The sequence below is a fragment of the Acidithiobacillus sp. IBUN Pt1247-S3 genome (assembly GCF_041146875.1).
Lineage (GTDB): Bacteria > Pseudomonadota > Gammaproteobacteria > Acidithiobacillales > Acidithiobacillaceae > Igneacidithiobacillus.
Map to the genome: position 1 here is coordinate 97,365 of NZ_JBFRXP010000005.1, position 24,792 is coordinate 122,156.

A 24,792-nucleotide genomic window follows, 5' to 3' on the forward strand; every position below is an offset into this window, starting at 1 on the left:
TGGCGTGGCTGTTGAATCTTTGGGGGGTAACATGGCGAAAGCGATGGGGTTGGGTGATGGACCCTCGTCCCTGGTGGACAACGATGATTACGATCTGTTTTTCCGGGCTCGCAACAAGGACATCGAGGCGCTGGGGGAGGAGTTTTCTTCTCTGCGCCGCCAGCAGCGGGTGATGATGGCGATGGCCAACTCCTATCTGGAGCAGGTGCCGGAGTCGCGTCGGGCGGGGGTGCAGGTGGCGCTGGACATTCATCGCAAGAACATCGAAGACCTGGGTCAGCGGTTTTTGCGGACGGTGAAAGAGATCGAGCATTCGCAGCAGGTGTTCTTCGACTCCCGCATGCGGATGGATGTGGAGATGGCGAAGCTCGCGGATTTTCAGGATCCCCTGGCAACCCGGATTTTTCGTCCCGGTCAGTCTGCCCGCAAGCGGCGGGATCTCCTGAAGCGGTGTCAGGAATCCGTTTCCGCCGTGCGTTCCAGCATGTCGGACTGGTCCCAGTCCATGAGTGCCGCCTATCGCCTGATTCCGGTCTGGCGCCATGCCATTGGGGACATGCTGACCCTTCTGGAGACGCAGAAGGAAGAGCATCGTGTGGCGGAGCGGTTCATTGGGGAGCAGGAGGCGCAGGAGTCCGGGCAGGTGTTCTCGATGGTGCGTGACGGGAGCGGCAAGCATGTCGAGAGCCGGCATTCTCCCCGGTTTCGCATTCGTTCCCTGAATGTTCGCGCGGTACGCCGCACGGCTGGATACTCCTCCTGATCGGGGATCGCGCCGTGCGGTGGAGGGAAAAGGCTTTCCCGGCGGCATTCCTTCTGGCGTTGTCGCTTCCGGCGTGGGGTGCCGGCGCCACGAGCGACGCGGTTGCGATGCGCCGGATCGCGCAGAATCGGGAAGCCGCGCCCCAGGCGGACTATGCCTGGGACCGCCCCTATTGCCTTCGGTATCGCAGCTGGCATCCGGATCTGCTGATCCTGGGGGATTCCATCTTTGACGGCTGGTCCGGGTATCTTCTGCGGGTGTTCCCGCGTGCAGTCATCGATGCGCGGGTGGGGCGTCAGTTTTCTTCCGCCATTCCGGTTTACCGCGGATTGCTGCGGTATCCGGGCATCCGGTCCATCCAGACGGTGGTCGTGGAACTGGGTACCAATGGCCCGGTATATCCTCGGCAAATCAGGGAGTTCATGGCACTGGCCGGGCAGCGGCGGGTGGTGTTCATCGTGCCGCAGGTTCCAAGACCCTGGGCAGGGGAGGTGCAGAGCCTGTATTCCCGGTTGCCTGGCGAGTATCCGAATATCCGTCTGGAATACTGGAACCGTCTGAGTGATCTGCCGGATGGGCGGGAGAACATGGCGTACTTCTGGGGGGATGGGGTCCATCCCAACTGGCAGGGGATTCAGGTGCTGGTATCCGGTTTGCAGCAGGTGCTGGAAAGCTGGGAGGATTCGGTCGCCGGAAAGAAAATACGCTATACTGTATCGCATTCGGTTTTCATGAGGTGATGTATGCGTACCAGCAAGAATTTTGCGGATTTCTGGAAAAAGGTGGAAGACCTCCTGCCGCAGGCTCCGCATATCCGGAAAGAGGATGCCGAAGCCTGGTGGAAATCCCTGGATGCCGATCCGGTGAACGATGAGGACTGGCACCTGTCCCGTCTTTCTCGGGTCGGAGCTTCGGAATCCGCCATCCTGGTGGCGGGACGGTATGGGGAACCGGCACCTTTTGGGGAAACGCCGTCCGCCCTTTTTGACCGGAAGATGATGCGGGTTCCCCTGTCCAGCAATGTGGCCATGGCGTTCGGGCACGAGCATGAGCCGGATGCCCGGCGGCTGTATGAGGAGCGCATGGCCGCAAAGGGGTACGAACGGGATGCGGAAGGGCTGGAGATCTTGCGCGCTCATCTGCAGAAAAACGAGGGGGCCATGGCGTTTTCTCCGGATGACCTGTTTGTCCGGAAGGGGGAGCGGGGAGAAGTGCTGTCCAGTCTGCTGGTGGATTACAAGTCGCCATGGGCCGGGAAGGTTCCGGGTCTTCGCGGGGAGCCGGACGTGCCGAAGTTTTCCTATGTGGTACAGCTGCACCATGGCGCATCCGTCTGCCTGGATGCCGGGATTCCGGTAACAGATATGCGGTTGTGCTATCTGGATCATCCGGGGAATCTTGCGCGTCCGGTATCGGAAACGCTGGTGGTCTTCGATATCGAAAAGGATGACGACCTGACGGATGCCATTTATGCAGACTGTCAGGCGTTTGTCGAAAAATTGCACGAGGGTATCCGTCCATTACCGGAGATTCCGGGAAAGACTCCGGAAGAGGTCCGGGGCATTCTGGAGAAGATCGCGGACGAGCAGGTTCGTCTGGTGGATCTGTCCGTGCGGCAGAAGGATCTGGACGGGGAGATCAAGGCGGTTCGGGAGTCGATGGCGGCGCTTTCCCTGCCGCTGCTGTCCCCTGGAGAGAAGGCTTCGGGGGATACGTGGGGCCTGGAGGTTTCCGTGCGCACCACTTACAAGGCTGCGAAAGGGGAAGGCGAGGCATTGCTGGAGGTTGCCCGGCAAACGCTTGACGAAGAGTCTCTGCAACAGGTGGTGGAGAGAAAGCCCGACATGGAGAAGATCGCCGCATTTCTGGAGGCGCACGGAAGCTCGCTGAAAGATTTTGAAGTGCCACAGGGCGTCAATTTGTCCGCTTGGGCGGAACGGGATCCGGAAGTCCTGTCTTATCTGGTGGAGCAGAAGATGGTGCAGCCATCGTTGACGTTTGTGGTGCCGGCGAAGCTGAGTCCGGAAGAGATTCACAATCCCTGGCGGGAGAAGGAATCGCCGTGGACGGAAGAGGCGTTGCCGGATGCGCCTGCGGACGTCCAGGCGGGTGAGCAAAAGGATGGACGGCATGATCGTTTCTCTCGCGTATGCGGGGATGAAAGAGAGGAGTGGGAAGAATTGGATGATTTTGACGATATTCCCGGTGTTGCCGGGCTGGAGGTTGTGTGAAGCGTTTCCTGGAGAAGTTCGCGCGACGGCCCATGGTGCTGTATGGATCCGGCATGGTGGTAGCTGGAGCGGTGTTGGGTGGTGGGTTTTCCTGGTGGTTTTCCGCGCCTTCCGCGGTTTCCCTGTCTGATGCGAGTCAGATGGTGTCCCGCTTGACGGACCATCGGGCAAAGGTGTCGAAAGTGTTTCCCGGCCCTGCCGGTTTGACCGGGATCGTCATTCAGGGGAGCCGGGGACCGATGCTGGCGTGGATGACCGACAGCGGCTCCGCGATCATCATCGGGGATGTCATCAACCGGAAGAATGAGAACCTGAGCCGGATCGAGGCTTCCCGGGTGCTGCGGAACACGGCGATGGATCGGGTGGTGGGCGGCGGTGACGGCAAGGGTGGTGGGAGTGCGGCCCCGACCGTGGCGCCTGCCCAGGCAGCGCCGGTTGCCCAGGCGACACCGGTTGCCGACACCACCTCCGCGTCCGATGGGGAAACGGTGTTGCGCCAGTTTGTGGAGAATCCGCCGGCTTCGACGATCGCCGATCCGGACACCGCTTCGGGGACGCATGTGCTGTATGCCTTTGTTGATCCCAACTGCATTTTCTGTCATCGCCTGTATCAGGAGGTTCGGGAGAACCTGGGGGCGTTGCGGAAAGCCGGTGTGCGTGTGGAGTATGTTCCGGTGGCGATTCTGAAGCAGTCGTCCATCCAGAAAGCCGCGCTGGAGATTGCGGGTGGGTGGCAGGCCCTGCGGAAGGACGAAGACCATTTCAATGTGGATACGGAAGAGGGTGGCTTGCCGGATCAGGGTGCGAGTCATCTGAATATTTCCCTGGCCAACGCCAATACCCAGTGGATGCAGAAGATTTCCCTGGCGAACGATATTGCGGTGGCGACGCCGTTGCTGGTCTGGAAGGCGGCGAATGGGCATGTGTATTACCTGAGCGGGTATCCGAATGCCGATGGGTTCAACCGGATACTGGAGTCGTTTCAAGCGGGGTGGAAGCCCCACAAGGAGGCAAAGTGAGCAAGGAATTTCGGGATGCCATGCAGGATCTGCTGGTGCAGAAGGAAAAGATTGCCCGGATGCAGGAGCAGTTGAAAGAGTCGGTCAAGGGGGTGGCGGGGCGTTTTGACTGCAAGCCCGCACAGGTCACGAAGGTGCTGGCGCTGGTCCAGAAGGAGCGGGAGAAAGGCGGCGCACTGGAAGACCTCCAGGCAATTCTGGGGCAGGCGGAGTCGGTGTTGCTGTAGCCCGCGGGCTGAATCTCCCAACCCCGTGTATGCGGGGAGGAAAGGAAAGGAAAGGAAATTTCGTCCGCGAGGAAAAGAACGGTATAGTATATCTTATCGAGGATGACAGAGAGGCTGTCAACCCGGTATCTCTTGCAAGTGAGGTGAATCATGGCGGTTTTCGGTGGTCGTCGCGGTGGTGGCAAGGCGTACAATGCGAAGTACAGCAAGGCGTTGGGTCAGATCTACATTACCAATGGCAGCAATGAAGATGATGTCAAGAAGATTATGGGAAACCTCCCGGATGAAATGAAGCGGGAAGGTTTCACGGATCGCGGGTCTCGCGCTCTCAAGGCAGATCTGGATGCTGTCAATGCGCTGTATTCCAGTTCCCTGGAAGGGAAGCTGGGCCATTTTGCCGTAACCAAGCACAAGGACGGCAAGGATATTGAGCGGGAATACGTCAATGTTGGCATCCGCACGGAAGTCCCGGAAGGCGGCGTGAACAAGGAAGGCGCTCCTGCTCGCGAGACGATGGTGTTCCTGTCGGTTCCGTTGCGCAGCCAGGAGGGGTTGAACCTGGTTCACAAGTTTGTGAATGCGAAGTTCGGGGAAGAAACCAAGTTGTCGATGTTTGCCCAGATGGGCGAGGTCAAGGCGAATGGGCAGGTGTATGCCAATCATACCGTGGGGCTGTCGCAGAATGGGGAAAAGGTCGAGGCGGTGTACCCTCTTACCCTGGATGAGAAAAAGGCTATCCGGGAGAAAATGAAGGCGGAAGGGGAAGAGCCCGAGGATATTGCCAAGGCGATTCTCAAGGAAGAATACAAGAAGACCTTGCCGCAGATCGAGGTGATTACCCAGCGTTGTGAGGCGTACAAGGCGGCCCGCAAGGCGGAGCATGCCGAGGAAGCGGAGAATGCTCCCAAGGCTGCGCAAGCCGCTGAAGAGGAAGAGGCGCCTGGGTTCATGGATGATCTGGGCGAAGAGGAAGCCGCCCTCCCCAGCGCCGATCAGGTGGCTGGCGCCGACTGGGATTGAGCGGTAATTGGGTATAATGCGGTCAACCCCCCGGAGAGGTAATCTCTCTGGGGGTTTTGTTTTTCTCTGGAGGTTTTCATGTCTGAAAAGAAAGTGGTGGGGCAGGGGATTCTGGTGGATTTCCTGGCGGAAGATCAGGGTATGACGAAGGCGCAGGCTTCGCGGGTGATCGCCAGCCTGACGGGCTTTTTGCGGGATTGCCTGCTGGAAGGCGACGTGGTGCGTCTGTCGGATCTGGGAACCTTTGATGTGGTGGAGTCTGCCGCGCGCACCGGGCGGAATCCGGCGACGGGCGAGCAGATCGATATTCCGGCCAAGCGCAAGATCCGTTTCCGCGCCAGCGCTTCGGTGAAAGCGCGTCTGGCCTGACGGTGCGCGGCGGGTAGGTGGCTGGATGCCGCCGTATCCGCTATACCATACAGCGCGGGGCGATTGTCAGTCGCCCCGTCCTGTATGGGGATGCGGTGTAAGGATAACTTGACATTTTGGTGTCAGTGATGCTATCCTGAGTCGGAGATTGGTTGATAAAGGTGGTGGCATTGATGGATCTGGCGGAAAACATTCGATCCCGGCGGGAAGCGTTGGGTATGACCCAGGCGGTTCTGGCTCTGCGTTCTGGTGTCTCCCGGCAGAGCATCGTTTCCCTGGAGTCTACCGGGGAATGTCGCCTTTCTTCCTTGCGGCGCATTGCCGCGACGCTGCGGATGCAGCTGACCCTGGAGCCGGAGGACTTGCCGCGGAGGGAGAAAGGTTCCATTGCCCGTGAGCGGAGCATGGATCTTCCGGTTCCCGGAGAGCGCCCCAATATCCGGCAGTTGATGAATCAGGCCCGGATTCGGCAAGAGCAGCGTGCCCAGCGGGCGCGGGTTGCCGTGGACGGACTTCCGTCTTTGCCTGTCTGAAGTTTTGCCGCGATGATATTTTCTGTTGGAGAGAGAGGGGATCCGCTGGAAGTCTTCGTGAACGATGTGCCTGTTGGTGTATTGCATCGGGACGAAGAGCAGTTTTTCGGCTTCCGGTATTACGATGCGGCAGACTCCGGTCAGGCTGTCAGCCTGTCTATGCCCGTCATCGGGGATCCGGATGCGTATATGGAATTCGGGTTGCTTCCGGCGGCGTTCCAGGTTTCTCTGCCAGAAGGCGTGGTGCTGGAACGATTGCGACGCCTGTATAAAAAGGATTTCAACCTGGATGATCCGTTCGATTTGCTCAGACTGGTTGGGCGTAACGGCGTCGGGCGGGTGACATTCGGCGGAAAAAGGTCCATGGCACCGGTGTCGATTCGTGATGCCATTTTGCAGGATGCCCGCTCCGCTTTTCCGACCCAAAAGAGGCGGGGATGCGCTATTGGACATCGCCGAACGACCCCGCAGGCGGTGTGCATGTGTATGTGCCGCAAAGATTCGAGCAGGTGCTGCGGGAATCGGAAATACCTTTTATCGTCGTCACAGAGGGTGAGAAGAAAGCCGAAGCAGCCTGCAAGGCGGGGATTCCTTGCGTTGTGCTGCCTGGCATCTGGATGTTCCGTGACCAAGCAGCCAAAGAACACATAAAAAAGAGCCTGGCCGAACAGGGCTATAATGAGCATGATATCCAGCGAACGCTTGCAAACAACAATGAAATCCCGGTTGCTAAGGAACTCCTCTCCATCGTCGAGAAAGCAAAAAAATTGCGGCCTGCTTTGGTCGGTGTGCTCGTTCTTTTTGACTGCGACGGACTTGAGTTCTCTGAAGCGCAAAGGAGAGGCATAGAGAAAGGCGAAATCGTTTTGCCCCGCAATAAAAGCGACTTGCAAGTACTCATACACCGCGCAACCAAAGAGAAGATGTATGTTCTGAACGTAAACGTCCGTTCCGCTGGGTGGAGCCTGGCAGAGAGTTTGCGCAGACAGCTCGATAGTGAACTGCGCCTGCCCGTCGCCGATGCTTACTGTCCATTCCACGAGGAAGAAGAGGAACACAAAGACGAGAAGGGGAAGACTAAAAATCTGGTCAAGCTCTATAAGCAGGGACTTGATGATTGGATTGTGCAGGCAGGGGCAAGCGTGGTGAAGAGCGGGGTGCAGGCACTGGGAAGCAATCTCTATAAGATGTGTGACCTGCTTGAAGCATCTCAGCTTTTTGGTGCAAGGGCAGACCCGAACACGCTGCACAAAGCGGATAAAGCCCCGGAGGCCGCATTTGTGCAGCTCATCGATTGCGAGAGCGTCGGGCGCTATGAGAACACGTTATATTTCTGGAAAAATACGGCGTGGGAGGTGGTTCCCGACATTCAAGTAGATATCGCAATCTCTGCATTTATCAAGAGCGTGGCAGAAGCCAAGCTTGGAGAGCGGATTTTCAAGAGCTGTTACCGTGTACTACTGAGTGATTCAGAAATTTTCAATATTCCAGATGTTCCTGATGATGGTTTAGTGCGCGTGGCGTTGCAGGATGCCGTGGTGGAAGTAAGCCCAGGCGGAGAAATAAGAGCTGTGCCGAGTGACCGCCACCACGGTTTGCGACATAAAATCAACGCAAATTGGGCAGATAGGGAACAACCGACGGAGCTCTGGGATAGGTTTTTGCAGCGTATTTTGCCGGAAGATGACGTTCGCCGGGCAGTTTTGCAATATATCGGGTATACTTTATCTCCCGATACCAGGTTCCAAACTTGCCAATTCTGGATTGGTAGTGGGGCCAACGGGAAGAGTGCGTTGGCAGAGGTGGTCTGCGCCCTGCATTCCCGAGTAGTATCACTGGACCTCGACAAGCTGCATGGCTTTGAGGTGGAATCACTAATCGGGGCAAGCCTCGTCCACGTCGATGAGGTGCCGAGCAAAATTGACGAACAACCATTCAAAAAGATGGTGAGCGGCGGTAATGTGGCGATTAACCGTAAATTTAAGGCTGTAACCACGGTACGCCCAACAGCAAAGTGGGTTTTGTTGGGCAACAGCGCCCCAAGTGTTTCAGACCAGAGTGATGGGTTCTGGCGGCGATTGCAAGTGGTGGATTTCCAGCAAACCATTCCAGTGGAAGAGCGCGACCCTTTTCTATCCCGAAAAATCATCAAAGAAGAGTTGTCTGGCGTGGTGTTCCAGATTCTGCATCACTTGTCAGATTTGCTGCGAGCAGGGGGCTTTGTGGAAATCCCACAGGCGATGGAAGAGCGCATGCAGAAGATGCGGACAGAGACCAACTCTCTGCTGGCATGGATATCCAACTGCGAAGTTCAGGTTGTCAGTAGGCAGGAGGATTTCCAGGAAGTAGTACGGGTGTACAAAGCATATGCAGACTGGTGTGATGAATCCAACTACTTCCCAGTTGCTGTTGAAAAATTCTGGGCGCAGTTGTCTATGCACCTGCCCGGCGTGGAGCGCACCCGCATCTACCGGGCGGATGAGACTACCGGGATGTCGAAGCAGGTCCGCGTTGCGAATGTCGTCTTTGGGGATAGGGTGATGGATGCAGACGGTGCGGGACAGGCCAGCCAGGAGCGCTGCGCGTCCGTTGTTCGGCTCGCCCTCCCGCCAGCACGATAGATAGCGCCACTTTCCAAGCGGAACAAGCCGGTCACAGAACCGGCTTTTTTTGTCCCGGTCCCTTCCAGAATGCAACCGCAGCTCGCCAATAGCAGTGCACACTATTAGAAGTCTCTAATATACAAGACAGGTAAGACAGCCCCTTGGGGAACCTGTCTTGTCCAAAAGCCAGAGTATCTCATTGATTCATAATCTTATTTTGGAAACAAGACAGGCAAGACAGGTAAGACAAGCTCTTGAGCACTTTATACTAGAAAAATGGAGGAGGACCACCAACTATTTTTTTTCTACGCGATAATAAAAACCCTGTCTTACCTGTCTTGCCTGTCTTGTAAGAAAAAACGCCAGCATAAACAATAGGATATAACAAGACAGGGACAAGACAGGCTCGCAGGTGGGTTGTCTTACCTGTCTTGTATATTAGCACATGCTTATACTCATGCCCCGCATACAGTTGGCCACAACCCGCCACATTCTCTAGCCAACCCATTGTTTACAGTTGCCTTTCCCTGATATTTCCGGCATAATTCGATATAACTTTCTATCTCATAGGAGCTTCCAATGGCAAAACCAGTCGAGCGCAGCCGCAGCCCCAAGGCGATGAAAGCAGCGGAAACCCGGCGCAGAAATTTGGTGGCGACTTTGCAGCTTTGGATTTCCGATGAGGGCATCACCGCGCTTCCTGTTGACGCCCTCACGCCTATCAGTGTCGCGTATGGCAGCTATTCTCGATGGGCGCAGGAGCGTGGCTCTATCCCAGTGAAAAGCGTGCTTTCGTTTTGGGATGCCCTGCCCGACGCGGTCCCCGGGTTCCGTCCGCAGGAGTTTTATCGTAGTGGCCGCGTCATTCGCAGGAGCTGCAACCTCAAGATAGTCGGGAACCCCGCATTGCTCCGGTGGTTTATGCACCACAGATAGCCGCTGGCTGCACATCTCCGCCGCACTAGCTATTACCCTTCGAGTGGCTTCCCCGCTACTCTCTCACCTCTCATCCTCGCCCGCCTCGTGCGGGCTTTTTTATGCCCGTAACCCATCCTTCACCGAGAGAGGTTGCACAGGTAGTGCCGGGGCGGCTTTGCACGGACCCGCGCTATACACAGTTGTCGACGAAACAGAAGGAGCAACCGTCATGTCCAAAAAAGCGCAACTGCAAGCACTTCCGCTTGCCCGCGAAGTATTCCCTCTCCCCTGGGCAGGCCTACTCATCAAACAGCTTGAGTGGACCATCAGCGATGAGGGTGACTGGCCACTCACCGCACGTACAAGCTCCCCAGACCATATCCAAAAAATCGGAGAGGAACTTTTAGCTTCTGCAGAAATAAATCTGGAGTTCACCGGACTGGACCTCTCCCGAAGCACGTTCCGCGTCGACGCCCCTTGGATACCCGCCACCGACCCGGACGACGACCACACCCCACCAGACAAGCGGCCAGGAGGGTACCGGGACATCTTTGAAAAAGGTGCACCCTTGCAAATTGCCGCGGCGGCGTTTGATTATTTCTCCAGCTTGACCGAGCAAAGCCCATCCGCGCGCCGCCAATTCAAGAATTGTGTAGTTGAACAAGGGGTTTATTTGTGGTTCATCATCGACGACGACCCCATGCCGCGCGTTCGTATAGCTCTGCCAGAGCCGGTCGCGGAGGCGATGGGCTATGCCACGGTGAAAACGCCGTACTTTGAGGACATCTTGAGAGGTGAATGTGTTCAGTAGCGTAGCCGCTATACACGTAGGTAGGCTGCACATTGTGTGCCAGCCACGCGCAGCAACGAGAGAAATTGCGCGGTGTTATATCCTACGAAGGGGCAGTCATCATGAGCGAGATTTACAACCTTTCTCGATTTTGTCAGACAATAGACTTCAGCACGCTACAATGTGAGCACATGCGGGTACCGATATTTTGTGAGTTTGACAACCGATTATTTATTTTCGTTGCACTATTCGACGAGAGCGGACCCGCGCAGCACATCATCAGAAAGCTGGAGCGTTTGGTGGGGCGCATAGACAATCCTGATAAGCAAAACACTTGCGTTCTGTTCCTCGCAAAATATAGAAGTCAAGACAAGGTAGTGGACGCCGCCAAGCTCCCGGTAAAACTTGTGTACTACAGGAAGCCGGGGGGTATCGGATTCCGGTATTATAAGCCAAATACCGCAGGTGTCACGGGCCACCCTAATGGCGCCACCCAGGGTCGGCATAATGGCGCCACTTCAAACTGCCTGAAATGGGCTCTCGAACGGGGTCAAGAATGGGCGATTTTACCCCCTTTCGCAACCCCAGTTTTTGGGGTGTTTTGTGGCCCTTCTGGAAGCGGTCTGGGGGCTCTGTAACTCTCTCCTTCGAGGATGAGACGGTAGGCACCGTGGCGTAGGCGATCGAGCGTCGCCGCCCCCAGCATGCGGTTCGCCGGGAAGACATCCCCCCATTCCGTGAAGTCCAGATTGCTGGTCATCATGGTGGTCACCCGTTCATACCGCTCGGCGATGAGATCGTGGAAATCCTCATCATGGGGCGGGCGCAAGGGCTTGAGCCCGAAGTCATCGACGATCAATAGCGTGACCTTGGCCAACTGCCGGAAGCGACGGTCATGGCTGCCCGTGGCGCGTGCGGCGTGCAGGGAGCCCACCAGATCGCTCTGCGAAGTGAAGAGCACGTCCGCTCCCTGGCGGATGGCACAGTGACCCAGGGCTTGCGCCAGATGGCTCTTGCCAGTCCCACAGGGACCGACGATGAGGACCGGCGCCTTCTCCTGGAGATAACGTCCCGTTGCCAGGTCATGCACGAGCGAGCGATTGAGTCCGGGCAGCCGATCGAAGGCAAAGTCCTCCAGCGTCTTGTGACTGCGGAACTGGGCCTGGCGCATCAGCGTATCGAACTTGCGCTGATCCCGGCGGGCGACCTCGTCCTGCAGGAGCAAGGCGAGGAACTCGGTATAGGCCAACTGGCCATCGACGGCCTGCCGGTTGCGGGCTTCCAGGGAGTCGAGAATACCGGATAGGCGCAGAGCGCGCAGGGTGTTGCTGAGTTCTTGGGTATGCATGGGGAAATCCTCAATGGAACAACTTGGCGGTGTCGTGCAGGAAGCGGCCGTCTCGGGTGTAGACACTCCCGTTTTCTGGACCGACGGGCGCCAAAGCCTCCTGGTCGAGCCCCTTCTTCAGGATCTGGGCGATCGTGCCATAGCGCGGATTCCCGAAGCGCAGGGCCCGTTCACAGGCGGCCTCCAGACGCTGCGGGGTGTACTTCTCCCGCAGGCGGAGGATGTTCTGCACGGTGCGCAGGTTCACCAGCACGCGGTCGATAAAGAGTTGGTGGACGACGCCATGACAGTGCGGTCCGATGGCCTGGGCCATCTGCAGACACCATTGCAGGTCATGGCTCTGCCAGGCTTGTCCTTCCGGCGGTAGGTGGTCTGCGACGGTCGAGAACGTTCCGGGTTGAGACAGGCGGGGATGGGTGGCCACCAGCGCGTGCTCCTGGTAAATCCGGATGGTGGTGTCGGTCGACCGGAGCCACAGAGTCTGCCCGATCAGTCGGTAGGGGACGGAGTAATAGCTCTTGGCGTACTGGACGTGGGCGTCTCGATGAACCTTGGGCTTGGTCCATTCGGAGAGATGGACCGGGGCATCCGGCAAGGGCTGCAATAGCGCCTTCTCGACCGTCGTGAACTGGTTGAGGGGACGCTGTTGGGTGGTGCCATGCACCCGGTTGCCGACCTGCAGAACCCACTCCTGGAGCTGACGATTTGCATCTCGTTTGCGACATTCAGCAGGAGATCCCGGCGGGCGCCCCAGGAGCTGGCATGGGACAACAGCACCTCCAGACGCTGAAACACCTGTTCCGGCGAGGTCTTCTCCAGGATTGCCGGCAGGTCATCCCGGTCCTTCTCCCGCATGGTGTTGGCCTTGATGACGAAAAGGGTCTCCGGGCTGATGGCGGCGATGTCGATCGAGAAGGATTTCCCGTCCATCTCCACCTCGACATTTTCCATGACCTGTGCGTCTTTTTCGATATCACGGATATCCAGTTGTCCGAACAGCGTCGTCTGGCTGGTGACATCGATCCGCAAACCACTGGCGGCTTCCAGTTCCGCGGCAAGCGGCAGAAAGGCGTCCTCCGGGCAATAGAGGTCGATATCCTCCGACAGCTTGCGCATGTCGTGGTAGGCCATGGCGGTGCCCCCGACGGCGATCAGCATGCGGGGTATCCGGTGATACTGATCGACATATGCCTGGTACAGTTGCCGGATGGTCTGGGTGGCGTCTTCTCTGCCCAGCAGCTTCATCGCACATTCCGCAGCGGATGGAAGCGCCGGTAGTCGTGACGGACCCGCTCCGCCGCGGTTTCCAGGTCGGGGTTGCGTTGCGCGGCACGTTGCCGGATCCAGTCGGGGATGCCTTCCAGAAAAGGCCGTTGTCCGCAGACGCGGGAAAGCAGCAGCAGCCCCTTGCCGTTTTCCATACCGGGGAAGGGGGCGCGGGGATTCGTTTTGGGCAGCACCGCCTGGGCGAACACCTGCGCCAGCGGTTCCTCCCAGAGGGATGGGTGAATCCCCTTTCGCGTGCAGTTCACCATCTGCATCATGATGCCGGAATCCTTCATTATTCGGCGTTCGATCGTTTCCCTGTGATTCGACAAAATGCTGTACCTCGCCTGGCTCTCTTTTTCTCACGCAATCATAGCACGAATCGGGGTTTTTGTCGAATCATCCAACGGTATGACATCCTTCATGACGTTCTTCCCGGTGCATCCATGGTTCGTTTTGTTTGCCGTCTCATATTCGTTATACTGTATTGCATGGCGTTGTATTCACGTTCGACAAAAGGTTTGGAGCATGTCTGAAAAGTCGCTGTCTGATGCCCCCTTTGCAGGGTGCGAACCCGATGGTTCGCCGGAAGGCGTCCTGGGGGAATTTTACGATTTCCTCTTTTCCGGCATGGAAAGGATCATCCGTCGTCACCAGACGTTTGGCGGATGGTCGCTGGGCAGCATCCCGGATCTGGTTCGGGTGCCGACACAGGCGGAACTGGGGCTCTGGTACGCCGAATGGAAAATCCCCGGGATTGCGGTGAATGGTGGCGTCGGACTGCTGCTCGTGGCCGGGGAATTGCGGTTGGGCCTGTATCTGCCGGTAGAATCGCTGCACTCTGGCGATGACGGCATCCCTACGGAGCGCCTGGTGTCCGAGGCGTATGACGGCAAGCCCTCCTGCCAGGTTCGCAGGCAGGCTGACCGGGTATTGTTCGATTGGATTCTCTCGGATTCCGGCACGGGGCCTTTCGGCATCGAATCGCTCTCCATCGCGTTGCGGGTTTTTCATCGGGGCGCCGTCTCCGACCCGCGAATCCTGCTTTTGATGCAACGTTTGGCTTACATGGTCACCACGGTCTGGGTAAACTCGATGCGGGTGCTGCTCTCCCGGCAGACGCGGGACATGAACACCTGGCTGGTGCGGACATCGATCCCGGTGACGCCGGACCTGTTGATCGGGCTGCGTTCCGGGGTGCTCGTGTACAGTGACAGGATGGCCCTGTTATCCGGAGAAGAGGAGTATCTTTCCTACATCCGTGCGCAAGAAAACGAGGAACGGGTGGTTGCGCATCTGGTTTCCGCGGGGATTCCCGCCGAGGCGATCCTGTCCTGCTCCCTGGTGCAGGATGAGGTGTTTGCTTGAGGTCCCCGGTTCCGGAGGAAGTCGACGGCATAGCCTTTCGCAAGGAGCCCATTTTTTCCCTGGTGGAAGAGCAGGAGATCGGGCGGGAATGGCTGCTGGATCATGCGTTGCCTGATGTGATTTCCGGTTGGGTGCCGGTGCTGGCATCCCTGTCGGGCTATCTTCGGGCGCCCATGGTGCGGGATGGTTTCCTGTTTGTGAACGGGAATTCGGATCAGTTGGGCAATTCAACGTTGCGGCATCTGTTTGCCTCGCTGGCACGGCAATGCCGGGATGCGGGAATCCGCCTGGTCCTGGAGTGGACGGAATCCCTGCCATATCACGCGGAAACCATGGATGTCCTGTGTGGCTTGCGACAATCGTGCGGGACACAGATTGCGGTGGATGATGGTGGTTCTGTTGGCCTCGACGTGCTGTGGCGGATGACGAGGATTCCTCCGGACTGGCTGAAGATCGATGGTGCGTGGTTTCACCTTGCGGAAAAGGAGGAATGGGCCGCGGAGACCCTGTACCAGACCCTCTGTGCCGCGAAGAACCTGGGGGTCAGGACCGTCATCGAGTGGATCGAGACGCCGGGACAGCTTCGCTTCGCGAGGGATCTGGGTGCGGAATTCGGGCAGGGGTTTTATTGGAAAAACCAGCGGGTCATTCCCGCTGATACGGTCAGGGAGGTGGGAAAATGACGGCGTCGGAGCAGTTGAAGGAATCGTTGCGGGCGTTGGAGGCGTGGTCTGAGTCCGTGAACGGGGATCGGCGCACACCGGAGAATGTTGTGCGGGAAATGCAGTCGACTTCCCAGCAGGTGGGATTCTATCTGAGAGAGATTTTCGATAAAATCGTCCATCTGGTCGGGCAGGTGGTTTATGCGTCAGTCTCCGGTGCGGCGAAAGAGACTGCCGGCAGAATCCAGATTCTGGCCAGCGAACTGGGGGACTACCTGATTGAGGTGACGGATGCCCAGGAAGCGCACCCACCGGAAGCGTCGCGGTTTCAGGCGTGGCAGGCTGTGGTTGCCCGTGTGGGGGAGTATGCCAGCTTCCATGCGGATTTGCTGGCTGGTGTGCAGGAACGCTATCCGGGCGTGGAGGACTACGCCCTGGGGTATGCGGTCGGCAGCCTGGATACCCTGTCCGGCATTGCCAGGGAACAGCGGTTGCGGGGCATCCGGATGTCGATGAATGGGCCATTATCGGAGTATGCGCTGGCGGATGCCGCAACGCTGGGCCTGGTGGAGCAGGAACCGTTTCCGGAAGAGGCGGGAATCGTGCGCAGCCAGACGGCGGAAGGGATCATTCTGGAGCGTTCTTCCGGACAGTTCGTGGTTTGCCCGATCTCCTCGCTTCCGGAAGGGTCCGTGGGGAAGCCGGTCTCCCTGAAAATGGAAAACGGGCGGTTTCAGCTGCAGGAAGAAGGGGAAACCGGTTTTCTGGAGGAGGAGGATCAGGAAAAAGAACTGCCTGTGCGACGTGGGCCGGAAACGGAAATGCTGAACCAGGATTAGATTGTTTGTTGTGGCGCGTATTCCCACAGGCTTGCGAAGTGCCTGTGGGTTTTTTCTTTTGGGGATGCGACTTCTGATATGCTGTCTGCAGGAAGTAACGCGATACCGTATTCTATGACAGAGGTGCATCCATGTTCATCCCTTCCCCCTCGTGGTTTGCAACGCTTCCGGATGAGGTTGCGCAAAACAGCAAGCTGGTACTTGCAAATGATTCTCTTTTCGTTTATACTGACTCCGGGGATTCTGTCGCAACGCTGGAAAACGCTTTTCCCATCCGGTTTCGGGCGAATCGGGATCGGACGATGTTCCGGGCGAATCTGGCGGATTTGCAGGAAGACCTGTCGCTGACCTGGGTATCCCGGGAGCGTCTGGAAGCAGGGTTGGGACTGTGGGAATATGCAGGAGAGGTGGATCATGAACGAGAAGGAAAAGAAGAGCTTTCTGGAGATGATGGCATTCGAGCACCGGATGTCCGAGACGCCCCGGACGGAGGCGGACAACGACCCGGATCTGCACCGGACGCTGCATCAACGGTACGGGCTGTCGATGGAGGTGAGCCGCGAGAGGTTGCGGATGTTGCGGGATCGCGACCAGAGCTAGAGCCAGAGGATCTTTCGGATCCGGAAACTCCGGCCCCGGAAGTTTCGGTTGAGCCTTCTGTCGCCGGAGAACCGGATACGGAAGGTGCGGGTGTCCTGCCGGACGCAGCCCGACAGGAACCCGAGCCAGAGCCAACAGAAGAGAGGGCTGAATCTTCGTCCGTTTCGGAAGATTCTCCTGACAACGATGGTGACTTCCTTTCCTGGCTGCAGACGGATGGCCGCACGGTTGAGGAAGTCGCCAGTCATCCGGAATTCCTGGAGGAAGTGTCCGCCTCCCGGTTGGAGCCTGCGGAAAACCTGGTGCTGGATGCACAGGCGTTTGAGCAACAGGCGTATGTGGGCGACAAGGGGAAGGTGCGCAACAATCTCGCGGCCATCCGGCTGATCAAGGCGCTGGAAAGCCAGTCAGCGAAGCCGCACCGCATTCCCATCGCCTGGCAGGAGACCCTGAGCCGCTTTGTCGGCTGGGGTGGTCTGCCGCAGATGTTCCGTGATTCCTCCGGGGAATTCGGGCAGGGATTCGGGAAGTTGGGCGAGGATCTGGAGGCTCTTCTGTCTCCGGAAGAATACCAGATGGCGCGGCGCACCACGCTCGATGCGCACTATACCGCGATGGGAGTCGTGGATGGCATCTGGAATACCCTGGCGTCCAGCGCGCTCGTGTCGCGGGATGACCTGATGATTCTGGAACCATCGGTCGGGTCCGGGGTATTCCTGGGGCGTATCCCGGAACGTTTCCGGGACGATGCGGTGGTGATGGGCTGCGAGGTCGACGGAGTTACTGCCGCCATCGCCTCCTGGTGCCATGGTCGCGCCACCATTCACCAGCAGACGTATGAATCGTTCCCGGTGTTGCGGGATACAGCGACCGGGGAAGATGCGAATCGTCATGGATTCGACCTGGTGGTGGGGAACCCGCCTTTTGGGGATCAGAAGGTTTTTGACCGGGTTCACCCGGAATGGTCTGCCCAGGCGCCGAACATTCACAGTTATTTCTTCGAGAAAAGCCTGTATCAATTGCGCCCGGGTGGAATGATGGCCATGGTCGTTTCCCGTTACCTGCTGGATTCCAGTACGCAGGAGCAGGAAGACTGGCGCAAATCCTTTGCCTTGCGGGCGGAATTGCTGGGGGCCGTGCGCCTGCCGCGCACCGCTTTCCTGAAAAACGCGGGAACACAGGTGATGACCGACGTCCTGCTGTTTGCCCGCCGTGCAGAGCCCCTGGCGGAAAATATCGAGGATTTGCAGGACGCCGATTATCCTGACTGGGTGTTTTCCGTGGAGGATATGGCGCACACGGAGGATGGCCGTCCGATCCCGGGAAGCCGGTATTACCGGACGCATCCGGAAGCCATTCTGGGGAAAGTGGACCTGATCCGCGGCATGTATCAGGCAAATGAACCTGCGGTTCTGCCGGACGAGCGCAGTGACACCCAGGAGATCCTGTCGCACGCCATTTCCGACACCCTGACAAAATCGTTTGTCGAACGGCTTTTGCAGGTTGATGTGCCGCCATTTCCGCCCTTGCCTTCTCTGGACAGAAATCTTTTTCTGGAAGCGGATGCTCCCCAGTCCCGGTTGTTGCGAAACATGCAGGATGCGGCCCGCTGGCATGGGGAAAACTCCTGGTTTGTGTTCGACGATGATCAGGGGGTGCGGCATCTCGCGCTGCGGAAGACATCCCATTATTTTGGCGCGGAACTGGCGGCCATGGCGTGCCCGCCAAATTTGTCGATCATGCCGGGGAACAGCCCGTCCAACCGTGCCAAGGAGAATGTCGGGGAGGAGGACAATGATGGATTGCCGGACTCCGGCATGACGCTGCAGGCTTCCCGGATTCGGCGGATCATGGGTATGTGCGAGGTTCGTGATGCCCTGAAATCCCTGTTGGATTTGCAGGTTTCCCTGCAGGCGACGGATACGGAGGTGGAAGAGAAACGCGAGCAGTTGAACCAGACGTATGACGCTTTCGTCAAAAAGCATGGGTTACTGCATCGAAGAATCAATGCGCGGCTGTTTGCCCTGGACCCTGCTGCAGGTTCCCTGCGTGCCCTGGAAAAGGACTACGAGCCGGAAGTATCCGCTGCGGTTGCCCGCCGCACCGGCATGTCTCGCGCTCCGGAAAAGGCGGAAAAGGCGGACATCTTCCGGGAGAGAACGATGTTCCCCAGCGAGGCGCCTGCCATGGCGGGCACGCCAGTCGATGCCTTGCGGATATCACTTTCCCTCCGTCAGTCCGTGGACAAGGAATATCTGCTGGATCTGTTGCGGGGTGGCTGGTTCCCCTCCGATCTGGATAACGAGACCGCTTGGCAACGGGTTCGGGAAGATTTGGGAGACAGCGTCTTGCTGGACCCGGAAACCGGGGAACTGGCGCTGCGGGATCTGGTGCTGTCCGGGCGCATCGAGGATCGGATTCGTCTCGCGAGGAACCGGCAGGAGACGACGGTACCCGAGACGGCGGAACATGCCGAATGGGAAAAAACGATTACCGCCCTGGAAGGGGTGATTCCGGCAAGAATCCCATTCTCGCGGATTTCCTTCCGGATGAGGACGCCATGGGTTCCTTCCCCGGTACGGGAGGAGTTCTTCCAGGAAGCCTTTGAATCGGATATTCATGCGCATTATATGGAAAATTCCGGAAAATGGGTGGTGCAGAGCCGTTCTGCCGGCAGTCAGGATTTGCGCTGGTCTTCCGGCTCCAGAACCGGGAAGGTGGATTCGCGACTGATCCTGGATACCCTGCTGAACGACAAGCCTCCGGTCGTCCGCTATACCGACCGCAACGGGAACATCCTGGTGGACGAGGGAGACTCCGAGTTGCTGCGTTCCCGTTGCGAGGATTTGCGGAAGGAATGGGAACGGTGGGTGAGTGCGCACCCAGAGGCGCAGGATACCCTGGAGTCCGCCTATAACGACCGTTTCAATGGCGAGGTGCTGCCCCGTTATGATGGGTCGCATCTGGATTTGCCGGGGATGTCCGGGGCGATTTCCCTGCGCCCGCAGCAAAAAAACGTCATCTGGCGAGGGTTGGCCGGCAACAATCTCATCATGGATCACGCGGTGGGTGCAGGAAAGACCTTTGCCGGAATTGCTTATGTGATGGAAATGCGCAGAACGGGGCGGGCCAAGAAGCCGTTGATCCCTGTGTTATCGCATCTGGTGGAGCAATGGGAGGAAGCGTTCCTCACCCTGTACCCCAACGCCAGGGTTCTGGTTGCCCGTGAAGGGGATCGCAGCAAGAAGTCCCGCCAGGAATTTCTGGCGCGGGCGGCTTTCGGGGACTGGGATGCGGTCATCGTGCCGCACAGTCTCTTCTCCCGGATTCCCGCGGATCCGGAAGATGAATTCAGATACCTGCAATCCGAGATCGACCTGTATGTGGAGTCGATGGAACAGTACAAAGAGATCGGAGATGGTCGCAGCGTCAAGCAGATGGAGCGCAAAATCGCCACGTTCCGTTCTCGTCTGGAGAAAAAGATGGCGAGACAGAAAGCCGATACCGGATTGCTGCACATGGGCAATGTGGGCTTTGATCTTCTGGTTGTGGATGAGGTGCAGGAATTCAAGAATCTTTCGTTCAACACCAACCTGAAAAATGTCTCCGGCATGGGAAATCCGGAAGGTTCCGCGAGAGCGATGGATTTGTACATGAAAGTGAAGGGGATCAACCGGATTCGGGGTCGCGAGGATGGCGTGGCGTTCCTGACGGGGACGCTGCTGTCCAACACCCTGGCGGAGATGTATATCTGGCAACGGTACCTGGATGAATCGATGCTGGAAGATCTGGGACTGCGCACCTTCGATGCCTGGAAGGACACGTTTGCCTCGGTGATCCGGGAATTTGGCTTCACCCTGACCGGGGAGTACAAGGAGCGGGCGTATCTGGGCCGGTTTGAGAACTGGCCGGAACTGTTGCGCCTGCTGAACCGGTTCAAGGACAGCGTCACCATCGCCGACGTACAGCGGATGATGGAGGAAGCCGGCATGGGAAATCTGCCCATACCCAGGGTGGCTGGTGGTGCTCCGGAAATCATCTCCGTGCAGCCCACGTTGACTCAGCAGGATCTCATCGGCAGGGAGGTCGGGGAAACGCCGGGTGGACTTCCGGTCTACAACGAGGGGTCCATCCTGTACCGGCTGGATCATCTGCCGCGTCGACCGAAGAAAGGGGAGGACAACATTCTGTCGCTCGCCAGCGAACTGATGAAGGTCGGGCTGGATGCCCGCGCGTTGACCAAGATGCAGAATGCGGATGGCGAGGAAAACGGTCAGAAGCTGATCAGCGCGGCAAACCGCATGTTCTCCATTTACCAGGACTGGATGGAGGACCGGGGCACGCAACTGGTGTTCCTGGATTTCTCCACGCCGAAATCCGGCAAAGGACCGCAGGGGAAGGATCGCAAGGCGCTGGAAGCCATGGATGCCCTGCAGGTTCTGGAGGAGACGCAACAACGCCGGGATCTGACAGAGGAAGAGGCGTCCGACCGGGATGCGTATGAGGAGATTCTGGAATCGTATTCGTCAGCGGAACTGGAGGATTTGCGGGACGTTGGGGATCGGCAAGTCTGGACGGCCTATGCGGAATTGCGTGACATGCTGGTGCGGAAAGGCGTTCCGGCGGAGGAGATCGTCTTCATCCATGATGTTGCCGATGACAAGAAACAGGATCTGTTCAGCAAGGTGCGCAGTGGCCGGGTTCGTTTTCTGGTGGGGTCCAGCAGCAAGATGGGCGCCGGGATGAACGTCCAGGATCGACTGGTCGGCATGCACCATCTGGATGCGCCGTACCGTCCCCTGGACCTGGAGCAGCGGAATGGGCGTGGCATCCGGCAGGGGAACAAGCTGCTGGAGAAGTATGGAGAGGAGAAGTTTGCGGTACACGTTTGCTATTACGTCACGGAATCTTCCGGTGACGCCGGACGCTGGCAGATTCTGGAGTTCAAGAAGCAGTTCATCGACCAGTCACGGGCGCCGCTGGATGCCGCATCCGAACTTCGCTCGCTGGAAGATCCGGGGGCGCAGGCATTCGATCCGGCAAAGGTGAAGGCGGAAGCGTCTGGGAGCCAGGTTCTGATTGATCGCGTGCGGATTGCGCAGATGTGCAAACAGGAATCCCTGGACGTGGCCGGCAGGAAATCGGTGCTGGCGGACGTTCAGCGTCAGGAAAGAACCGTCCGGCAACGGCTGGAATCTGGTAACCGGTGGGAGTCCGCGCTGGAAACCATGAAGGATCCGACAGAAGCCTGGATGAAGGAATACCGGAAGTGGCAAAACCGTTCCGGCGCCAGGGGCGACGCTGAGGACGTGCCCGGTGAAGAGATTGCACAGGGAAACCTGGAAGACGCGGGAGTTCCAGACAAAAAGCCGAAGAAGGAAAGTCGGAAAGACAAGGAATTCCAGGTGTTTTTCCCAGCGGATGATGGGGGGTGGAAAAAGGAATCGCTGCCGGTCCGGGAGATTGGCGAGCGGTTTCACCGGCATCTGGTCGATGCCCTGCGTTCGGAAATTCAATCTGATGAATCGGGAAAACCTGTCTGGGAAAATCGTTGTTCTGATGCTTTGTTGGACCGGAGATGGTTTCGTCTGGAATCTCCGTCTGGTCAGGATCTGGGGGAGATAAAGATTGGGGATTGGCGGAAAGAGAAGTTTGATGACCGCGCTGTCACCCTTATTTTTCACTGGCACCTGCCGGAATCCCTGGCGAGGGAGAAGGAGGTTTCCGGGGATGTGACCAACCTGCTGTATAAAGATTCCGTGCTTCGCCTGGATTTCTGGGCACCGGAAGTTCTCCGCCCGGAACTGGCTCTGGCGAACAATCGGGAGGCGGAACAGGCGGAACAGAAAGCGCAGTACACCCGGATTGGGAAATCTCTATGTTCCGCGCCGGGAAATATCCTGAGCGCCCTGGAGGAGGTCGGCTATCTGCTGCGGCGGGAAAAGGAAAAGATGTCGTCCATACAGAAAGAAATCGCCCGTCTGGCAGACCTGCAGCCTGAACTGGAAAAGCGGGAGGAAGCGCTGACGCAGAAGGAGGGGGTTCTTGCCGACCTGGAAAAAGCGTTGCGTTGTGGTGTCCGGAAATACGAAAAGGTGGACGATCGGATTGCCGCATTGCAGACGATTGTCGCCGTGGCGGCCAAACCGGAGACGGACGGGAAACTGGAGACGGAGGAGGAGGGTGGCCAGCCAGGTGCTCTTTCCGTACAGAACCAGTCCGCGGAATGGAAGCTGGACACCCTGCTTTCCATTCGGGAATCCCTGTCCCGCTGGGCCGAACACCGGGAAAAGGCGCTGCTGGCATTCGCGGGTGGAGAACTCTTCGTCCCGGATGCGGACGGCTTTCTGGAAGATCCGGCAGAAGCCCCGGAAAAACGGGAGGAGGATGGGTTGTTCGCGGTTGCACAGTAACGCCATATAAGATATGTTAGCGTTACTATTTGCCGGATCGGGAAAAACATGGCCTTTGACTTACGGGATGGGGATACGGTAGAGGCGGATGAAGACGGGTTGCGATATCTGTTTGCCTGGGGGGGTGGCGGCGATCGTGCATCCCGTCCGGATCGGATGCTGCTTTGTGGAATGATCATCCAGGCCGCGAAGGATGTCAGTGAACATCGGGCAGGCAGGTGGGTGGAGGGGCTGGACGTTCACGGATCGGCGGAATACTGGTTTCTGCACCCGGAAGAAGGGGTGATTCCCCTTTCCTGGTGTTTTTCCGTTTTGTTTCCACAGTTGCAGGACTCGATGACAGCGATAGAGTTTGGACAAGCCATCCTGAAAAACGCGGATCGGGTCGGATTGATGGACATCCCGACGGTTACGGAAGCGCAGGAACCGATCAAAGGGCTGCAGGGGTTTTCCGATCGCCTGTTTTCCGTTCTGGACGGCACCGCGCTGTTGTCATCGCCCTCCTGATGGCGACGTGGGCGCATTTCCCGGAGCACTTGCGCGACCGGATCAAGGATTCCTGTGGTGGCGCAGGCATCGGGGGGGTCGCCAACACCACTGCGAATGCCGCGGCGCGCAAGACTCCTTCTCCGGCGGAGCATCTGGGTCTTTTGCTGAAGACGGAGCTTTCCGAGTTTGCCCTGGTCCCGGAGTACCGTTTTCACCCGGAGCGACGATATCGCATCGATTACGCCTTCCCCCAACAGAAGGTGGCCATCGAGTTTGACGGGTATCGCAGCCACGGGATTTCCCTGTCTGGCTTCCGGGATGGCCTTCGACGCCAGAATCTCCTGGTACTGCTGGGCTGGCGGGTATTGCGTTACAGCATTCTCGATCTGCGGGATACCGGTCGCATCGTGCGGGAGGTCCGGGAATTGTTGTCCGGGGCCAGGGCGCCTGCGCCTGGGGCGTCCGAAACAGGCTTGACAAAACCTCAAAAGTAACGCTATATTATACCTGTTTGCCATTCATGCAGGGTGATCGTGATGCAATCTCCAGAAATTGTGGTGCGGGTAACGTATCCGGGTAACATTTCTACCCAGTATTCTGTCCCATCTTCGACCCGAATCGTGGATTTTGTGGAAATGATTTCCCGTATCGGCCCGGTTCTCAAGGTCTCTTTCCCGAAAGAAGATTCCCGGAACCGCCAGAGCAAGGTTGCCTGAGCATGCGGTCAGGAAGCCGTGCTCCGGTTGTCGTTGTCGACCTTGACGAGGTTTTGCTGGATTTCCAGCAGGCGTGGCGGGACTGCGCCGGCATGGTTCTGCAAAAGGAGATGGTCCGGCAGTCGGATGCCTATCTCCTGTCTTCCCGGTACGGTCTCACGAAACCGGAAGCCTCGCGGGTATGGGAGGTATTTCACGGGGACGCCTGGTGGGAAAGGGTGCCGCCACAACCGGATGTCTGGGATTTCATCGCGGAGATGGACCGTGTCGGGGTTTCCCTCTGGGCGGTAACCAACGTGGACCCGCAGTGGGGGTATGCCCGGGCGCTCTCCCTGGGAGGCGCCATTCCGGAAGGGCGGATTGTCTGTCTGGGCGCGCAGGCCACCGCTGCGGATCGTGCAGAGGTGCTGCGGCGGTTACGGGCCACTGCGTTTCTGGATGACCTGCCGGAAAATGTGAATGCGGCGGTATCGGTGTTGCCATGCGCGGTGCATCTGAACCGGAATTATGCTGACCGTGGAGTTGCGCAACACCCTGCATCCGTCATCGATCATCTGCTGGATTTCCCTGTGGTGCTGGAGTCGATGTTCCGGCAATCCTGAAGTTTCCGCCCTCTGT

Annotated in this window: 23 protein-coding genes and 1 pseudogene; 20 read left to right on the forward strand and 4 right to left on the reverse strand. The window is 58.0% G+C overall.

Annotation, left to right across the window (positions count from 1 at the left end; all coding sequences use genetic code 11):
• The first annotated feature begins 31 nt into the window (after window positions 1-31).
• The 12 genes and pseudogenes from AB4090_RS05230 (at window position 32) to AB4090_RS05285 (ending at window position 10,494) form a co-directional block, all read left to right on the forward strand.
• The gene (locus AB4090_RS05230) at window positions 32-763 is read left to right on the forward strand and encodes a hypothetical protein (protein ID WP_369572811.1); all 732 of its coding nucleotides are present in this window, start codon (window positions 32-34) and stop codon (window positions 761-763) included.
• 14 nt (window positions 764-777) lie between these two features.
• Complete coding sequence (locus AB4090_RS05235) at window positions 778-1,503, forward strand: acyltransferase (protein WP_369572812.1); 726 nt, start codon at window positions 778-780, stop codon at window positions 1,501-1,503.
• A 3-nt stretch (window positions 1,504-1,506) separates the two neighbouring features.
• Window positions 1,507-2,994: a YqaJ viral recombinase family protein gene (locus AB4090_RS05240; protein ID WP_369572813.1), complete on the forward strand. Its 1,488-nt coding sequence runs from the start codon at window positions 1,507-1,509 to the stop codon at window positions 2,992-2,994.
• On the forward strand, window positions 2,991-4,013 hold the full coding sequence (locus AB4090_RS05245) for a hypothetical protein (RefSeq protein WP_369572814.1): 1,023 nt from the start codon (window positions 2,991-2,993) through the stop codon (window positions 4,011-4,013). The genes AB4090_RS05240 and AB4090_RS05245 overlap by 4 nt, the downstream gene beginning before the upstream one ends.
• Window positions 4,010-4,240, forward strand: a complete 231-nt coding sequence (locus AB4090_RS05250) for a hypothetical protein (protein ID WP_369572815.1) — start codon at window positions 4,010-4,012, stop codon at window positions 4,238-4,240. The genes AB4090_RS05245 and AB4090_RS05250 overlap by 4 nt, the downstream gene beginning before the upstream one ends.
• Window positions 4,241-4,390: 150 nt before the next feature.
• Complete coding sequence (locus tag AB4090_RS05255) at window positions 4,391-5,260, forward strand: hypothetical protein (RefSeq protein ID WP_369572816.1); 870 nt, start codon at window positions 4,391-4,393, stop codon at window positions 5,258-5,260.
• Between the two features lie 78 nt (window positions 5,261-5,338).
• Complete coding sequence (locus AB4090_RS05260) at window positions 5,339-5,629, forward strand: HU family DNA-binding protein (protein ID WP_369572817.1); 291 nt, start codon at window positions 5,339-5,341, stop codon at window positions 5,627-5,629.
• 161 nt (window positions 5,630-5,790) lie between these two features.
• Window positions 5,791-6,162 (forward strand): helix-turn-helix transcriptional regulator, encoded by a 372-nt coding sequence (locus tag AB4090_RS05265; RefSeq protein WP_369572871.1) that lies wholly within the window; start codon window positions 5,791-5,793, stop codon window positions 6,160-6,162.
• Window positions 6,163-6,174: 12 nt separating this feature from the next.
• Window positions 6,175-6,498: pseudogene (locus AB4090_RS05270) on the forward strand (HipA N-terminal domain-containing protein); the annotation flags it as partial.
• A 101-nt stretch (window positions 6,499-6,599) separates the two neighbouring features.
• Complete coding sequence (locus AB4090_RS05275; RefSeq protein ID WP_369572818.1) at window positions 6,600-8,783, forward strand: phage/plasmid primase, P4 family; 2,184 nt, start codon at window positions 6,600-6,602, stop codon at window positions 8,781-8,783.
• A gap of 561 nt (window positions 8,784-9,344) precedes the next feature.
• Entirely contained in the window at window positions 9,345-9,701 is a 357-nt protein-coding gene (locus AB4090_RS05280) for a hypothetical protein (protein WP_369572819.1), read from the forward strand.
• Window positions 9,702-9,912: 211 nt separating this feature from the next.
• Entirely contained in the window at window positions 9,913-10,494 is a 582-nt protein-coding gene (locus AB4090_RS05285; protein WP_369572820.1) for a hypothetical protein, read from the forward strand.
• 529 nt (window positions 10,495-11,023) lie between these two features.
• On the opposite strand, the gene istB is transcribed toward AB4090_RS05285, so the two are convergent.
• From istB to AB4090_RS05305, 4 genes are all read right to left on the reverse strand, one after another.
• Window positions 11,024-11,821 (reverse strand): IS21-like element helper ATPase IstB, encoded by a 798-nt coding sequence (istB, locus tag AB4090_RS05290; RefSeq protein WP_369572821.1) that lies wholly within the window; start codon window positions 11,819-11,821, stop codon window positions 11,024-11,026.
• A 10-nt stretch (window positions 11,822-11,831) separates the two neighbouring features.
• On the reverse strand, window positions 11,832-12,245 hold the full coding sequence (locus tag AB4090_RS05295) for a hypothetical protein (protein WP_369572822.1): 414 nt from the start codon (window positions 12,243-12,245) through the stop codon (window positions 11,832-11,834).
• A gap of 65 nt (window positions 12,246-12,310) precedes the next feature.
• Window positions 12,311-13,066 (reverse strand): hypothetical protein, encoded by a 756-nt coding sequence (locus AB4090_RS05300; RefSeq protein WP_369572823.1) that lies wholly within the window; start codon window positions 13,064-13,066, stop codon window positions 12,311-12,313.
• Window positions 13,063-13,365, reverse strand: a complete 303-nt coding sequence (locus AB4090_RS05305) for a hypothetical protein (RefSeq protein WP_369572824.1) — start codon at window positions 13,363-13,365, stop codon at window positions 13,063-13,065. Before AB4090_RS05305 ends, AB4090_RS05300 begins: the two co-directional genes overlap by 4 nt.
• A gap of 250 nt (window positions 13,366-13,615) precedes the next feature.
• Between AB4090_RS05305 and AB4090_RS05310 the strand changes: the two genes are divergently transcribed.
• The 8 genes from AB4090_RS05310 to AB4090_RS05345 all read left to right on the forward strand — a co-directional run bounded on the left by AB4090_RS05310 (window position 13,616) and on the right by AB4090_RS05345 (window position 24,776).
• Window positions 13,616-14,455, forward strand: a complete 840-nt coding sequence (locus tag AB4090_RS05310; protein WP_369572825.1) for a hypothetical protein — start codon at window positions 13,616-13,618, stop codon at window positions 14,453-14,455.
• Entirely contained in the window at window positions 14,452-15,138 is a 687-nt protein-coding gene (locus tag AB4090_RS05315) for an EAL domain-containing protein (RefSeq protein ID WP_369572826.1), read from the forward strand. The genes AB4090_RS05310 and AB4090_RS05315 overlap by 4 nt, the downstream gene beginning before the upstream one ends.
• A complete protein-coding gene (locus tag AB4090_RS05320; RefSeq protein ID WP_369572827.1) occupies window positions 15,135-15,956 on the forward strand; it encodes a hypothetical protein in 822 nt (273 codons plus the stop codon). Before AB4090_RS05315 ends, AB4090_RS05320 begins: the two co-directional genes overlap by 4 nt.
• 302 nt (window positions 15,957-16,258) lie before the next feature.
• A complete protein-coding gene (locus tag AB4090_RS05325; RefSeq protein ID WP_369572828.1) occupies window positions 16,259-22,969 on the forward strand; it encodes an N-6 DNA methylase in 6,711 nt (2,236 codons plus the stop codon).
• A 48-nt stretch (window positions 22,970-23,017) separates the two neighbouring features.
• Window positions 23,018-23,476, forward strand: coding sequence for a hypothetical protein (locus AB4090_RS05330; RefSeq protein ID WP_369572829.1), 459 nt, complete (start codon window positions 23,018-23,020; stop codon window positions 23,474-23,476).
• Entirely contained in the window at window positions 23,476-23,952 is a 477-nt protein-coding gene (locus AB4090_RS05335; protein WP_369572830.1) for an endonuclease domain-containing protein, read from the forward strand. Before AB4090_RS05330 ends, AB4090_RS05335 begins: the two co-directional genes overlap by 1 nt.
• Window positions 23,953-23,985: 33 nt before the next feature.
• Window positions 23,986-24,174 (forward strand): hypothetical protein, encoded by a 189-nt coding sequence (locus tag AB4090_RS05340; protein WP_369572831.1) that lies wholly within the window; start codon window positions 23,986-23,988, stop codon window positions 24,172-24,174.
• Window positions 24,175-24,176: 2 nt separating this feature from the next.
• The gene (locus AB4090_RS05345; RefSeq protein ID WP_369572832.1) at window positions 24,177-24,776 is read left to right on the forward strand and encodes a hypothetical protein; all 600 of its coding nucleotides are present in this window, start codon (window positions 24,177-24,179) and stop codon (window positions 24,774-24,776) included.
• The last annotated feature ends 16 nt before the right edge of the window (window positions 24,777-24,792 follow it).

What these genes read in the sequence shown, in the direction of transcription:
- AB4090_RS05305 (WP_369572824.1), bottom strand. Translation starts at nt 13,365, where the DNA reads ATGATGCAGATGGTGAACTGCACGCGAAAGGGGATTCACCCATCCCTC.
- istB (WP_369572821.1), bottom strand. Translation starts at nt 11,821, where the DNA reads ATGCATACCCAAGAACTCAGCAACACCCTGCGCGCTCTGCGCCTATCC.
- AB4090_RS05275 (WP_369572818.1), top strand. Translation starts at nt 6,600, where the DNA reads ATGCGCTATTGGACATCGCCGAACGACCCCGCAGGCGGTGTGCATGTG.
- AB4090_RS05320 (WP_369572827.1), top strand. Translation starts at nt 15,135, where the DNA reads ATGACGGCGTCGGAGCAGTTGAAGGAATCGTTGCGGGCGTTGGAGGCG.
- AB4090_RS05330 (WP_369572829.1), top strand. Translation starts at nt 23,018, where the DNA reads ATGGCCTTTGACTTACGGGATGGGGATACGGTAGAGGCGGATGAAGAC.
- AB4090_RS05300 (WP_369572823.1), bottom strand. Translation starts at nt 13,066, where the DNA reads ATGAAGCTGCTGGGCAGAGAAGACGCCACCCAGACCATCCGGCAACTG.
- AB4090_RS05285 (WP_369572820.1), top strand. Translation starts at nt 9,913, where the DNA reads ATGTCCAAAAAAGCGCAACTGCAAGCACTTCCGCTTGCCCGCGAAGTA.
- AB4090_RS05255 (WP_369572816.1), top strand. Translation starts at nt 4,391, where the DNA reads ATGGCGGTTTTCGGTGGTCGTCGCGGTGGTGGCAAGGCGTACAATGCG.
- AB4090_RS05230 (WP_369572811.1), top strand. Translation starts at nt 32, where the DNA reads ATGGCGAAAGCGATGGGGTTGGGTGATGGACCCTCGTCCCTGGTGGAC.
- AB4090_RS05325 (WP_369572828.1), top strand. Translation starts at nt 16,259, where the DNA reads ATGTTCCGGGCGAATCTGGCGGATTTGCAGGAAGACCTGTCGCTGACC.
- AB4090_RS05240 (WP_369572813.1), top strand. Translation starts at nt 1,507, where the DNA reads ATGCGTACCAGCAAGAATTTTGCGGATTTCTGGAAAAAGGTGGAAGAC.
- AB4090_RS05310 (WP_369572825.1), top strand. Translation starts at nt 13,616, where the DNA reads ATGTCTGAAAAGTCGCTGTCTGATGCCCCCTTTGCAGGGTGCGAACCC.
- AB4090_RS05260 (WP_369572817.1), top strand. Translation starts at nt 5,339, where the DNA reads ATGTCTGAAAAGAAAGTGGTGGGGCAGGGGATTCTGGTGGATTTCCTG.
- AB4090_RS05335 (WP_369572830.1), top strand. Translation starts at nt 23,476, where the DNA reads ATGGCGACGTGGGCGCATTTCCCGGAGCACTTGCGCGACCGGATCAAG.
- AB4090_RS05345 (WP_369572832.1), top strand. Translation starts at nt 24,177, where the DNA reads ATGCGGTCAGGAAGCCGTGCTCCGGTTGTCGTTGTCGACCTTGACGAG.
- AB4090_RS05280 (WP_369572819.1), top strand. Translation starts at nt 9,345, where the DNA reads ATGGCAAAACCAGTCGAGCGCAGCCGCAGCCCCAAGGCGATGAAAGCA.